Consider the following 14084-nt stretch of genomic DNA (forward strand, 5'->3'; position numbering starts at 1 on the left):
CTTACCGTAAATATTCTGTATAAACGTCAATGTCAGCTCCCCATAATACATTTGCTAAATGTGAAGAAGGTGCAGTCGCCACTTCTCGGTACGAGCGATCAATATAAATATGCTCTGCTTGCGGAAATTCTTTTCGAAACTGTTTCCTTAACTTTTCCCCTGCATCATCAGCATCCACTAGCACATATACGTCCTTATCAAAAAACTGATCAATGAGCTCATCCATTTTCGACAAACCAATTGTACCATTTGTACAAACAATTTCCACCGGTTCACGAATAATAGATTCAATCTTTCTTCTGTCTGATTTACCTTCTACAATAATGACTTTTTCTACATAAATCATATGTCATCACCCGATCACCATATACTATACAACCTTTAACTTAGTATATAGTATATTCGTTATTTTCATGTTGTTTCCTGTTTATTTTTGCAAAAGAAAAGCGGAAGCGGCTTGTTTAGAACAAGAGGGCAATTGGAACTCCTGAACTATAGGCGCCTTTTGCCTCAAGTGAAGGAGTGAAATGACCGACTGTTCTAGCCGCTGGAGCTAGACAATGAAAAGCGGAAGCGGCTTGTTTAGATTGTAAAAAGCATGAAACTTCACTAAATAGATTTCCCATTAATGTACTCTCACATGATAATTGATTCATATATATGTGCTTTTCAACTCATTATGTAGCACAAAATAAAAAGGACAGCACAAAGGCTGTCCTTCAGTTGACTAAAATTAGTCTTGGTTTGTCATTTCTGCATATTTTTCTGCAGTTAATAACTTCTCAACTTGGCTTGCATCAGAAAGTTCAACTTTAACCATCCATGCACCCTCGTATGGAGATTCGTTTACAAGTTCTGGTTGGTCACTTAATTCTTCGTTTACTGCTACAACTTTACCGCTTACAGGTGCGTATAATTCAGAAACTGTTTTAACAGATTCTACGCTTCCGAATGGCTCGTCAGCTTCGATTGTTGCACCTACTTCAGGAAGTTCAACGAATACGATATCGCCTAGCTCACCTTGTGCAAAGTGAGTAATACCGATTACAACTTCATTACCTTCAGTTTTTACCCATTCGTGTTCTTCAGAGTAACGTAAATTATTTGGAATGCTCATGACTGTACCTCCAGTGAATGTATTAATTATGTAAAAATACCTTATTGGTACTTTTTCCACACACTTTCAAACTGCTCTTCGTTAAAACCAAGTGTTACATTCGTTCCATCTGTTACAATTGGACGTTTAATCAACATGCCATCAGATGCTAAAAGCTCATACATTTCGTCTTCGCTTGCATCTTTCAACTTATCTTTTAGACCAAGTTCGCGGTAACGCATTCCACTTGTATTAAAGAATTTTTTTAATGGTAATTCACTTTTTACATGTAAATTACGTACATCTTCTTTTGACGGTGGATTTTCAACAATATGAATCATCTCATATGCTACATCGTTTGCCTCAAACCATTTCTTTGCCTTTTGACATGTGCCACACTTTGGATATGAATAAAATGTTACTGTCATAAATTCACCTACTTTTTTACTAACCTTTACCTTTATCATATAGAAAACGTTTTATTATTTCAAACGATTATTCGCTAAACTTTTACTTATTTCGTGATAAATTTTAATAATCCTGCGAATTTTTCTTATTTTTCCGCCATTTATTAAGAAAAAAATAAATATATAATTTTTTTCGATTCTTCTCTCATTCTGCATCGAACATATATCTTAAATAAACGTTTGATTAATTTTCTATTTTTCTATGTGAGCCTTTGTGCTGCATCAATTCTTTCCTACCGAACATACATCTTAAACAAACGTTTGATTAATTTCCTATTTTTTATGTGAGCCTTTAAACTGCATCGATTTCTTCCTACCGGACATGCATCTTAAACAAACGTTTATTCAAAAAAGAAGAAGCCCCTTTTACGGCCTCCTCCATCATCGACTTAAATAATCTGAAATTGTTTGAAACACTACTATATACATATTATGAATATTTTGATTGGAAACCGTATCTTTATATAATCCCATACCCCAATACTGTCCTTCAGGGTTTCCCATATTTACAAATCCTTGCGTATACATCATAGCTCTATCCTTTGGGGCATTGTCATAATCTAAATCTTTTTCAGTAAAAATTAAATATGGTTTATCTTGTAAGCCAATAAAAAACACTGGCTTCTTTAACGATAAAAATAAGTCCGTATACCGCTCCTTTGATGCCTCTTTAAAATATTCTTTCATAACGAAAAAACCATCAACTTTTGCTGATTTCTCCTGCATCTCTTCTAGCTTTACACTTTCAAACTTTATATTTCTAAACGTATCTTTCGGTTTTTCTCCAACAACTCCAATTACGAGTGCTCTCCCGTTATATTCTAATTTCTCTCCTTCTTTATCCTTTGCACACCCAGCACTCACTAGGCATATCAATATAAAAAATAAGAAATACGATAAACGCTTCATATAGCACTCTCCCCTTCTTTTAAGTCAAGTGACAAAAACGTAAGGTTAATTCAAGAAAATGTAAGTAAAATCGATAGCCCAATTTACGTTTCTATATTATAATCAATTGAATTTACCTACATTACTAAACATAGGAGATTATCATGAAGAAATTTAAACTTTCATCTTTTCTTCCGTTAAGTTATATACTTCTACTCGTACTCGTAAGTCCCCTTTACGACGTATTAAATAAATCAACTGTTCACGCAGTAGATGTCACAACTGTAGTAGATGATTGGATTCCATTTGTAAAAGCATTTATTATTCCTTATTTACTTTGGTTTCCTTACTTATACGGCGCACTTATTTATTACTGCTTTGCTGATCGAAAGCAATATTACGTTACTTTAAGTAGTGTAATTCTTGGCAAACTTGCTTGTTTTTCTATTTATTATTTTTGGCAGACAACTGTACCACGTCCAACTGTCGTTGGAACAGACGTATTTTCTGAACTAGTTCGCTATATTTATAGTATTGATCAACCGGTAAACTGTTTCCCTAGCATTCACGTTCTTACGACATTTGTAATTATGTTAGCTGCCTTTAAGCGTAGAGAGCAACATGCTTTTGAATATTACATCCTTACTTTCTTCGGTACACTTATCATTTTATCAACACTATTTACGAAGCAACATGCATTTGTAGATGCTGTTTCTGGAATGACGCTCGCGAGTATATTATACTTCGGCGTTCAGCTCTTATTAGCAAAAGAAACAGTACGCATTCCAGTAAAACAAAATCATAAGATGTAACATAACAAAAAAGCAGACTGTGGCTTCTTCAGTCTGCTTTTATCTATTATTAAGGAGATTTTCAAATTAAGATTGCGGTACAGTCATATCACCAGAATGAATACGACCTGCTTTTTTAAGAGCAATGTAAAGTATATAAGAAACAGCTACTGGAATGATGATATAAGTGATTGCCATAGCTGGAAGAACTCCCCATCCTTGACTGGAAATTAAATTAATTGGTGCGATAAGAGAACTTAATCCAAGACCAGCGATTTCTTTCCCTGCTTCTAATTGGAAAATTAATGCCGATACTGGGCCGACTATCGCACTAGCGACGACAGTCGGGACGAGAATCATTGGATTTTTAGTAATGTTTGGTAACTGTACTTTCGGAGTACAAAGCGCCTGAGCTAATATGCCACCTAAATTATTTTCTTTCGCTGAGATTACAGAGAATCCGATAAACTGAGCAACGCATCCTGCTAGAGCTGCACCACCTGCAACGCCATCTAAGCTAAGTGCGATCGCTAATGCAGCTGATGAAGCTGGAGAGATAAGTAATAGCCCCCAAACTACTGCAATGACGATAGAAGCGATAAACGGGCTACCAGCTGAACTATCTTTAATAAATGCTCCAACTGTATTTAAAACAGGAGTAATATTATGAGATAACCAAATACCAACTAAACCAGAACCTAATATGGCCGCAAATGGAACGAGCATCATATCTAACGCAGTTTTTCCACTTAAACGTTTACCGATATATACAGCTAAAGTTGCTGTTAATAATGCACCGATTGGCTCACCTGTTTTAATGATTAGACCCGCTTCAGTAATTGAAATGGATCCGGCACCAATCGCTCCAGCTACCATCGCTGAAAAGATAACAAGACCGTTTGCACCGAGCATAAAAGCAATGCCGGCACCAATCGCTGGTGCCATAAGTGATTTTGCAACAACTCCGATTGTAATAAGTAATGGAATATCAACAATTCTTCCTATATTTTCGATCAGTAAACCAATTCCGAGGGATACGAAAATACCTTGTGCGATTCCAGCAGATGCTTTAAATACACGAGACATTATATATTCCTTCATTTGTTTCACCTTCTCCTATAAGTTAGTAACCAATTGTTTTCATATAATCACGTAAAATATCGTTTGATTTTGCGAATCGAGATTCTTCGTCCTCTGTTAAGTTTAGTTCTACAACTTCTTTCATACCATCTCTAGTAATAATAGCTGGCACTCCTGTACAAATATCATACTCACCGTACTCTCCATCTAAAATGGCTGATACAGCAATGACACGGTGATCATCGTTAAAGATTGAGCTCGCAATATACGCTAGAGAATTTCCGATTCCGTAATAAGTAGTACCTTTTCGTTTATAAATTTCCCATCCTGCTTTTGCAGTCTTCTCAACAATTTCATCTAAATCTATTTCACCAAATCGTTCTTTTTGCTCCTCTAAAATTTGTAGAATTGGCTTTCCACCAACAGTCACGTGAGACCAAGCAACCATTTGAGAATCACCATGTTCTCCTAATGAATACCCATGAATACTACGAGGATCTACATGTAACATTTCAGATAAAATTGTTCTTAAGCGAGAAGAATCTAGTGATGTACCAGTACCGATCACACGATTTCTAGGTAATCCAGATAATTTCCACACTTCATATGTAATAATATCAACTGGGTTCGATGCAAGTAAGAAAATACCGTCAAATCCACTTTCCATTACGCCGCCAACAACACTTTCCATAATTTTCGCACTCGCTCCTAAAGTATCTAAGCGACTTTGTCCAGGTTTTGGTGCTGGTCCCGCTGTAATAATAACGATGTCCATATCTTTGCAGTCTTCATAGCTTCCTGCATATACTTTTGTTCTTGTATTTGTAAAGTTAATGCAATGTGATAAATCCATCGCTTCCCCAACTGCACGTTCATGATTTATATCAATTAATAATAGCTCTTCGCAAATGCCTTGATTTACAATGGAATATGCACAACTTGATCCAACTAATCCAGTACCGATAATTGCAATTTTTCTTGTATTTCTTTTCATAGCAATCTCTCCTAATTGATCATATAATCTATTTCTTTTGTTCTTTACACTCTTAATTATAGAGATTCCCACGATAGAAACCATGGATACTTTGTGAAATATTGATCAAAGTTTTTGTCCTTTTTGTGAATTGTTATATTTAGTTTTCGTCATATTTGTTACAACTGAAAAAATATTTATTATGTATTTATTGACATATATAAAGTGAAACTTCAATCAACCTTTATCCATTGGGCTTTTACGGGACAAAACAAAAAAACGAGCGACTTCATTCGCTCGTTTTTTTCATCCCATTATTCCGCACTTAATTGGCCTTTTAATTGCTGCACAATCATTGGATTCGCAGGTGCTGCCGGTTTGTAATAACTCTTTTGCTTTGCGTACTCATACATATTACGTTGGCGCATTTCATCTTGATTACGAATTTGAATTAATGTTTGGTGTAACTGTTCATTATCAGACTGAGCAATATAATTTGCATAACTTGTTAAACTTGCATTTAATCCTGCTAAATAATCATTTACCATATCTTTTTCATTCATTTCTCTCTTCCTCCTATCCTAAAAAAGTCATTAATTGTTGCTTCGTATTTCGTGCATCTTGCGCATCCTTTTGTAGCATTTGTTTCAACTCTGGATCTGTACACGTCTGTGCATACTGCTCCAACTTGTTAATAATTGTTGCGTGTCCACCGATTAAATGACGTAAGTTTTCTACTTCAAGCTCTGTTAAATTTTGCATGGAATACTCCTGCCTTTCTTTGTTCATTCGTCATTAGTATTTGGTTCTTTTTGGATTATATACATGCATGAATTAACTTCTCCTACCTATAAACAAAATAAAAGATGCATAGCTAGGCCATCCATCTTTTATGCTAAATATTCGTTCAATTTTATAGAGATACAATCATACTTATACTCACAAGTAAATTCCATACAATGTGTAAAATAATACTAGGTATAATAGATTGCGTCTTTTTGTATAACATCGCAAACACAATCCCCATAATCGTCGCCGTAATTAGAAGACCTCCATGAAGAATTCCAAAAATGAAGGAAGAAATAATGATACCAACTAAAAAATTATATTTCTTTTCTAAAAATCGATATAAAATACCTCGAAATAGAATTTCTTCTTTAACCGGTGTAATTATAGCAACACTTAACACATATATAATACTTTGTAGACTATTTTGAAGTCCTAAGCTCCCTAATTGTTTCTGTTGTTCTGCTGCACTTTCAAAACTAAACACATGTAACATTAAATATTGTGATAACGCAATAACCATAAAACCAATTAATAGATATAAATATGTCTTCCCATTCTTCAAAACGGATAAATCCCAAATATATTTAATAAAATGAAGAACTGGTTTATAAGCTAATAAAACGATAGCAACAACAGCTGCATCTAATAAAAGGAAATAGTACCCTTCTAAATTATCACGCAACGCTTCCTCACCATAAATCCCAAAAGCTAAACCAAGGAATAACCCTCCTAGAAGTAAGAATCCTAAAATGATTGCTATCATTACAAATAGATTTTTATATGTTATATTATCTATTTTCCTTTCCACACTATACGCTTCTAACACCGTTTTACTCATACTATTCCTCCATTTGTTTTCATTACCTTAACAAAAATCCTTTAATATAAATATAAGGATAATATAACAAAAATTTCAAAAAGAATAATATGCAATTTTACATATTATGAACGCTTTGTATTCTATAGTTTTAGGAATTATATTATTATAAAATAAAAATTTCTTACTTCCACATCATGATCCCCACTTCATACTAAACCTTATGAATAAAAGGAGAGGTAAACATGAAAACACATGATTTTCTTACTAAGGTGCAAGATAGCTATGACCCTAACCCAAGCCAAGACCCTTTTATATTTATGTTTTTCGGTTTCCTATTAGCGATATACACATACTTAAAACCCACAAAATAATATCATTTAGCAAAAAAGAGCCTCTAAACAATTAAAGGCTCTTTCTAGTTAAATTCCTTTCCGCTTCTTCAATCGCCCGTTGCATTTGCACTAACGGATTTTTAATCATCTTCCCATGCCCTGTCGCTAATATAGACGGCTTATACTCTAGCAATTTCTGAGCGCTTTTTAATGAAACTTCTGCATCCCACGTACCAAACATAGGAAACGGAAAAAGCCACATCAACTGCCCTGCTACCGCCACTCCTCCTCTCGTTTGAAATGCATCTCCAACAATGAGCGCATCATTTCTCGTGTCTAAAAACGCCATTGATCCCGGTGTATGGCCTGGGGCTGCAATTGCTACAAGTGAACCAATTTGATCTCCCTCTTGAAGAAGGATATCTGGAATCGTCTTTATCCTTTTTGACACACTCACTTTTACTTGCGTGCCTGGTTCTCCGAGTTGCAGTGACAAATCCCCTTCAAGTAAACGAGCATCTCTTTCAGAAATATAGACCGAAACATTCGGCAGTTCTTGTTTTATAGCATCAAGCGCTCCTACATGGTCATCATGTGCATGTGTTATAACGATATTCGTAATCGGTTTTCCTAGTTTTCGAGCCGCTTCTAAAATCTTCTTTGCACAAAATGGCAAAGCTGCATCAATTAACGTTAATCCTGTTTCTTCTTCGACAAAGTAACAGTTAATCGGAAATAGACGCGGTAAAAATGCGATTTGATGAACTGTTCCTACTTTTATTAACTTCATCTCCTATCCCTCCATGAAAAAGAGCTGTTTACAAATACATATGTAAAACAACCCTTTTCAAGAATCCATCAATAAAAAAACCAGCAGCCAAACGGCCACTGGTTCCTTTTCATCTATTAAACTGTATAACGCTCATCTTCTAAAATTTTCGCAGCGATTTCACGTTTCTTCGGAATTACGTTAAGTGGCGTGTGACGAGTTAATTTACGTAATGATGATAACATCATGCGCAGCATGTCGCCGTTTTCAACTGCGATAAGTGTTTCTTTCGCATCTGCTTCGATTTCGTTGAATGCTTCTTGGCAGAATACTTCAGTGTATAACACTTTTTGTTTATTCTTTTCAAGACCAGTTGTTTTAATTGCTTTTTCTGTACGAAGAACAGCTGATTCCATTGCATAAAGGTTGCTTACGATGTCAGCGATATTCACAAGAATTTCTTGCTCTTTATCTAATGCTTTACCGTATTTTTGAGCCGCTAATCCAGCTACCATTAAGCCGATTTTCTTCGCGTTAGTTACTAAATATTTTTGAAGTGCTAATGGCTCATCGCCTACTTCTTCTGGCATCATCATCATTAACTCTTCTTGTAATTTTTGTGCTTTTTGAAGAAGTGGTAATTCACCTTTCATCGCTTTACGTAAGAACGTACCTGGTACGATTAGGCGGTTAATTTCGTTCGTTCCTTCGAAAATACGGTTAATACGAGAATCGCGGTACATTCTTTCAATCTCGTATTCTGCCATAAATCCGTAACCACCGTGAATTTGAACACCTTCATCTACTGTATAGTCTAATACTTCAGAACCGAATACTTTATTTAAAGAGCACTCGATTGCATATTCAGCGATAGAAGCTGCTACTGCTTTACCGTCTTTCACTTCTTCTTCAGATAATGTGCTCATGCGGCTTTCGAATAAACCTACTGTACGATATACAGAGCTTTCAGCTGCATATGTTTTCGCTGCCATATTCGCAAGTTTCTCTTGAATTAATGGGAAGCGAGCGATTGGTTGTTTGAACTGTTGACGTTGGTTTGCATATTGTGCTGAAATTTCTACTGCACGTTTCGCAGATCCAACTGTACCAACACCTAATTTATAACGACCGATATTTAAAATGTTGAACGCGATAATATGACCTTTACCGATTTCACCAAGTAAGTTCTCTTTTGGTACTAATGCATCTTCTAAAATTAACGTACGAGTTGAAGAACATTTAATACCCATTTTCTTTTCTTCTGGGCTTGTAGATACGCCAGCATATTCTTTCTCTACGATAAATGCTGAGAAGTGCTCTCCATCGATTTTTGCATATACGATAAATACGTCAGCGAATGCAGAGTTTGTAATCCACTGTTTTTCACCATTTAATACGTAATGTGTACCTTCTGCATTTAAACGTGCAGTTGTTTTTGCACCTAATGCGTCAGATCCTGAACCTGGCTCTGTTAATGCGTATGCAGCTAATTTTTCACCAGTTGCAAGTAATGGTAAATACTTTTTCTTTTGCTCTTCGTTACCGAATAATACGATCGGTAACGATCCAATACCTACGTGAGCACCGTGAGTAATTGCAAAACCACCAGCGCGAGAGAATTTCTCTGCGATTAACGCTGAGCTTACTTTATCAAGACCAATTCCACCGTACTCTTCTGGTACGTCAGCACCTAATAAACCAAGTTCCCCAGCTTCTTTTAAAAGACGAACAGAACGATCAAACTCATGTTGCTCTAAATATTCAAGCTCTGGAAGAACTTCATTTACGATAAAGTCCTCTGTCGTTTTTGCAATCATTTTATGCTCAGATGAAAAATCTTCTGGCGTAAACACTTGATCAATCGTAATCTCATCAACTAAAAAGCTACCGCCTTTAACCGCATTTCCTACTGTTTTTTCCATGAAAATTTCCTCCTTCATATTTTCATGAGCCGCTTCTCTCTTTTTGAAAGAAACTGGCTCTCCCGTTTATTTTTTATAAACCTTTGTTGCTTCCATTCTTTTTTTCATAATCCAGTTCCAGTGGCTAAAACAGTCGGTCGTTTCACCCCTTCCTGTGAGGCAAAAAACGCCTCTTCGTCAGGGCTTCCAACGCCCTCCTGTTCTGAGCGAGCCACTTCCACTTTTTTTATAATCCAGTTCCAGCGGCTAGAATGTTCGGTGGCTTCGCTTCTTCCTGCGAGGCAAAAAGCGCCTCTACGTCTGAAGCTCCATCCCCCTCACATTCTGAACGAGCCGCTTGCACTTTTTTTATAGTAATTCAAACACTCCCGCTGCTCCCATTCCGCCGCCGATACACATTGTTACGATACCGAATTGTTCGTTGCGGCGTTTCATTTCGTGAATAAGAGATAGTGTTAGTTTTGCTCCTGTACAGCCAAGTGGATGTCCAAGTGCAATTGCACCACCGTTTACGTTTACTTTTTCTTCATCTAAACCAAGTTCACGAATAACTTGGATCGATTGAGAAGCGAATGCTTCGTTTAGTTCGAATAAGCCAATATCAGATAGCTCTAAGCCAGCTAGTTTTAACGCTTTTGGAATTGCAGCGATTGGGCCGATTCCCATTACTTCTGGTGGTACGCCAGCTACTGCAAATGAACGGAATTTCGCAAGTGGCTTCATGCCATCGCTCACTGCTTTTTCACGATCCATTAATAGTACAGATGCTGCACCGTCACTCATTTGTGAAGAGTTACCAGCCGTTACAGAACCGCGAACGTTAAATGCTGGACGTAATTTACCTAAAATGTCTAGCGTCGTCTCTGCTCTTACACCTTCGTCTTGTGCGAAAATGATTGTTTCTTCTTGCAATTTATTGTTTGATCCAACCGAGCGTAACGTCACATCTACAGATACTGTTTCATCAGCAAAGTTCCCTGCCGCTAATGCTTTTGCAGCACGTTGATGACTTCTTACTGCAAATGCATCTTGCTCTTCACGAGAAATTCCATATTTCACAGCAACTTGCTCTGCTGTATGTCCCATGCCCATATAATATTCTGGAGCCGCTTCTACAAGGCGACTATTCGGACGAACGACGTGTCCCATCATCGGAACCAAGCTCATTGATTCCGCTCCGCCTGATAATACAGCTTCAGAGTGTCCAAGCATAATGCGCTCTGCTCCGTAAGCGATACTTTGTAAACCTGAAGAACAGTAACGGTTAATTGTAATAGCTGGAACATCGTAAGAAAGCCCTGCTAATCCGCCGATATTACGAGCCATATTTAAACCTTGCTCTGCTTCTGGCATCGCACAACCGAAAATTAAATCATCGATTGGTCCTTCATAATTCGCACGCTTTAACGTTTCCTTTACTACTAACGCCCCTAGATCGTCAGGACGAACTGTTTTTAATGAACCCCTCTTTGCTTTTCCAATTGGTGTTCTTGCTCCCGCAACAATGACAGCTTCTCTCATGAACGATATCTCCCCTCGTTATTAGTTACGTAATGGCTTTCCTTTTACAAGCATGTGCTGCATTCTTGCTTGTGATTTCATCTCACTTACTAAGCTAATAAATGCTTCACGTTCTACATCTAATAAATACTGCTCATCAACTTCTGTTCCATACGGTACTTTTCCGCCCGCAATGACATATGCAAGTTTCTTCGCAATGTGAAGATCATGTTCAGAAATGTAACCTGATAAATGCATTGCTTCTGCACCAAGTACAAGAGTTGCATATCCTGTTTCACCGACAACTGGTATCTTTTTACGGATCGGTGCTTTATAGCCAGCTTCATATAAAGCAAGTGCTTTCTGTTTCGCATCGTATAGTAAGTGATCACCATTCACACTAATACCGTCTTTATCGCCTAAGAAGTTGTTCGATACAGCTTCTTGTGCTGATGTAGAAACTTTCGCCATCGCTACAGATTCGAATACTTTATTCGCAACTTTTTGCAGATCAAACTCTACACCGTTTGGCATTTTATTTAAGTGTTTAATGTATAGCTCTTTATTACCGCCTCCGCCAGGGATTAAGCCAACACCAACTTCTACTAAGCCCATATACGTTTCACTAGAAGCTTGAATGCTAGCTGCTGGTAAGCAAACTTCTGTACCTCCACCAAGCGTCATACCATATGGTGCTGCTACAACTGGCTTAGAAGAGTACTTAATTTTCGTCATTGCATCTTGGAAGTTTTTCACAACCCACTCAATTTCAAAGTAGTTGTCATCTTGTGCTTCCATTAAGATCATTGCTAGGTTCGCACCAACGCAGAAGTTCTTCGATTGGTTACCGATAACAAGACCTTTATAATTCTTTTCTACTTCATCAACAGCGTAGTTAATCATTTGCGTAATATCCATACCGATTGCATTGCTCTTCGAATGGAATTCTAAGCAAAGGATGCCGTCACCTAAATCAATCAAGCTCGCGCCGCTATTTTTCTTTAATACGCCATTTTTCTCTTTTAATTGTTTAAGAGAAATTGCTTTTTTATTACGCTCGATTAGCTTATATTCACCATTATCGTAATAGTAGCTATCGCCGTTATCATGTTTATAGAAAGCAGTAAAACCTTTCTCTACCATTTCTTTTACCCAAGCTGGTACATTTACGCCGTTTTCTTCCATCTTTTGAATCGATTTTTCAACGCCGATTGCATCCCAAATTTCAAATGGTCCTTGCTCCCAACCGAAGCCCCATTTCATCGCTTGATCGATTGCCACGATATCGTCAGCAATTTCTTTATGAAGCTTTGCAGAGTATAAAAGAGTTGGTGTAATGATATTCCATAACAACTCTCCTGCGCGGTCTTTCGCGTATACAAGCGCTTTCAATTTATTCGATAAACCTTTTTCTTGTTTACTTAACTCAATAGATGCAGCTTTTAATTTTTTGCGAGCTTCGTATTCCATCGTTTCAGGATTTAATTCTAAAATTTCTTTTCCTTGTTTTAAGAAGAAGCCTTGACCTGTTTTACTACCAAGCCATTTTTTATCAAGCATGTCATGCATGAAAGTTGGTACTTTAAATACATCACGCTCTTCTTCTTGTACGTTTTCATATACGTTATTTGCAACGTGTACGAATGTATCTAAACCAACAACATCTAATGTACGGAACGTTGCGCTCTTCGGACGGCCAATAAGTGGGCCTGTTACAGAATCAACTTCTCCAATGCTATAGCCACGCTTAATCATTTCTTGAAGCGTTACAAGCAAGCCGTACGTACCAATGCGGTTTCCAATAAAGTTTGGTGTGTCTTTTGCGATAACAACGCCTTTTCCAAGAACATCTTCGCCAAATAGTTTCATGAAGCTTAATACTTGTGGATCTGTTTCTTTCGTCGGTATTACCTCTAGAAGTTTTAAATATCGTGGTGGGTTAAAAAAGTGTGTGCCTAAGAAGTGCTTCTGGAAGTCGTCTGAACGACCTTCTGCCATTTTTTCTACTGAAATGCCTGACGTATTCGAGCTTACAATAGAACCCGGTTTACGAACAGCATCTACTTTTTCAAATAGTTTCTTTTTAATATCTAAGTTTTCAACTACTACTTCAATAATCCAATCTACATCAGCTAGACGCTCAAGATCATCTTCTAAGTTACCTGCTTCAATCAGTGCTAAATTTCCTTTCACTGTCAGAGGAGCTGGTTTTTGCTTTAATAGTTTTTGCACAGCCGTATTACTAAAACGATTTCTCACACTTTTATGTTCTAATGTAAGTCCCTTCGCTTCCTCTTCTTTTGTTAGCGCAGGTGGTACAATATCAAGCAATAATGTCGGAATACCAATATTAGCTAAGTGTGCCGCAATCCCTGAACCCATTACGCCTGAACCTAGAACAGCAGCCTTTTTAATTTGGAACATCCAATTCTCCCCCTATTCTTGAATGAATGCTCATTCAATTTTTCGACATAAGTCGCAATCAATGAGTGAGCCTCTACTAATAAATATATGATACAGTTTGAATTTTCGCAATATATTTATTGATAAAATTTTCTGAAATAAATATTTTTCTTTTATTTGCCCATGCTATATATATGTATTTTCTTCACTCAAATACACTTTTCCTTTTTATAATCTGACGAAACTGGAGGAAT

15 protein-coding genes are annotated in these 14084 nt (G+C 37.0%); 1 reads left to right on the forward strand and 14 read right to left on the reverse strand.

Annotated elements, in window-relative coordinates:
• Window position 1: 1 nt before the first annotated feature.
• The 5 genes from G9F74_RS08680 to G9F74_RS08700 form a co-directional block, all read right to left on the reverse strand.
• Complete coding sequence (locus tag G9F74_RS08680; RefSeq protein WP_000640865.1) at window positions 2-346, reverse strand: toprim domain-containing protein; 345 nt, start codon at window positions 344-346, stop codon at window positions 2-4.
• A 115-nt stretch (window positions 347-461) separates the two neighbouring features.
• Window positions 462-656, reverse strand: coding sequence for a hypothetical protein (locus tag G9F74_RS08685; RefSeq protein WP_141522479.1), 195 nt, complete (start codon window positions 654-656; stop codon window positions 462-464).
• A gap of 77 nt (window positions 657-733) precedes the next feature.
• Complete coding sequence (gcvH, locus tag G9F74_RS08690; protein ID WP_000026896.1) at window positions 734-1117, reverse strand: glycine cleavage system protein GcvH; 384 nt, start codon at window positions 1115-1117, stop codon at window positions 734-736.
• Window positions 1118-1158: 41 nt separating this feature from the next.
• Complete coding sequence (locus G9F74_RS08695; protein WP_000218973.1) at window positions 1159-1524, reverse strand: arsenate reductase family protein; 366 nt, start codon at window positions 1522-1524, stop codon at window positions 1159-1161.
• A gap of 420 nt (window positions 1525-1944) precedes the next feature.
• Window positions 1945-2472, reverse strand: coding sequence for a hypothetical protein (locus G9F74_RS08700; protein WP_000826884.1), 528 nt, complete (start codon window positions 2470-2472; stop codon window positions 1945-1947).
• Between the two features lie 143 nt (window positions 2473-2615).
• Here G9F74_RS08700 and G9F74_RS08705 point away from each other — a divergent pair, with 143 nt between their 5' ends.
• Entirely contained in the window at window positions 2616-3263 is a 648-nt protein-coding gene (locus tag G9F74_RS08705; protein ID WP_000713778.1) for a phosphatase PAP2 family protein, read from the forward strand.
• Between the two features lie 66 nt (window positions 3264-3329).
• Here G9F74_RS08705 and G9F74_RS08710 read toward each other — a convergent pair whose 3' ends face one another.
• The 9 genes from G9F74_RS08710 to G9F74_RS08750 all read right to left on the reverse strand — a co-directional run bounded on the left by G9F74_RS08710 (window position 3330) and on the right by G9F74_RS08750 (window position 13851).
• Window positions 3330-4343: a PTS sugar transporter subunit IIC gene (locus G9F74_RS08710; RefSeq protein WP_000666180.1), complete on the reverse strand. Its 1014-nt coding sequence runs from the start codon at window positions 4341-4343 to the stop codon at window positions 3330-3332.
• Window positions 4344-4365: 22 nt separating this feature from the next.
• Complete coding sequence (locus G9F74_RS08715; protein WP_000828231.1) at window positions 4366-5316, reverse strand: L-lactate dehydrogenase; 951 nt, start codon at window positions 5314-5316, stop codon at window positions 4366-4368.
• A gap of 293 nt (window positions 5317-5609) precedes the next feature.
• Window positions 5610-5858: a spore coat protein gene (locus G9F74_RS08720; protein ID WP_001002985.1), complete on the reverse strand. Its 249-nt coding sequence runs from the start codon at window positions 5856-5858 to the stop codon at window positions 5610-5612.
• A 13-nt stretch (window positions 5859-5871) separates the two neighbouring features.
• Entirely contained in the window at window positions 5872-6057 is a 186-nt protein-coding gene (locus G9F74_RS08725) for a hypothetical protein (RefSeq protein ID WP_001180553.1), read from the reverse strand.
• A 151-nt stretch (window positions 6058-6208) separates the two neighbouring features.
• On the reverse strand, window positions 6209-6922 hold the full coding sequence (locus G9F74_RS08730) for a CPBP family intramembrane glutamic endopeptidase (RefSeq protein ID WP_000048028.1): 714 nt from the start codon (window positions 6920-6922) through the stop codon (window positions 6209-6211).
• Window positions 6923-7306: 384 nt separating this feature from the next.
• A complete protein-coding gene (locus G9F74_RS08735; protein WP_000767046.1) occupies window positions 7307-8026 on the reverse strand; it encodes an MBL fold metallo-hydrolase in 720 nt (239 codons plus the stop codon).
• A gap of 116 nt (window positions 8027-8142) precedes the next feature.
• Window positions 8143-9927 (reverse strand): acyl-CoA dehydrogenase family protein, encoded by a 1785-nt coding sequence (locus G9F74_RS08740; protein WP_000416287.1) that lies wholly within the window; start codon window positions 9925-9927, stop codon window positions 8143-8145.
• 348 nt (window positions 9928-10275) lie between these two features.
• Window positions 10276-11448, reverse strand: coding sequence for an acetyl-CoA C-acetyltransferase (locus tag G9F74_RS08745; RefSeq protein WP_001206331.1), 1173 nt, complete (start codon window positions 11446-11448; stop codon window positions 10276-10278).
• 21 nt (window positions 11449-11469) lie between these two features.
• Window positions 11470-13851, reverse strand: a complete 2382-nt coding sequence (locus G9F74_RS08750) for a 3-hydroxyacyl-CoA dehydrogenase/enoyl-CoA hydratase family protein (protein WP_000486372.1) — start codon at window positions 13849-13851, stop codon at window positions 11470-11472.
• Window positions 13852-14084 lie beyond the last annotated feature (233 nt).

The organism is Bacillus sp. EKM202B (assembly GCF_011066025.1).
Classification (GTDB): domain Bacteria; phylum Bacillota; class Bacilli; order Bacillales; family Bacillaceae_G; genus Bacillus_A; species Bacillus_A toyonensis.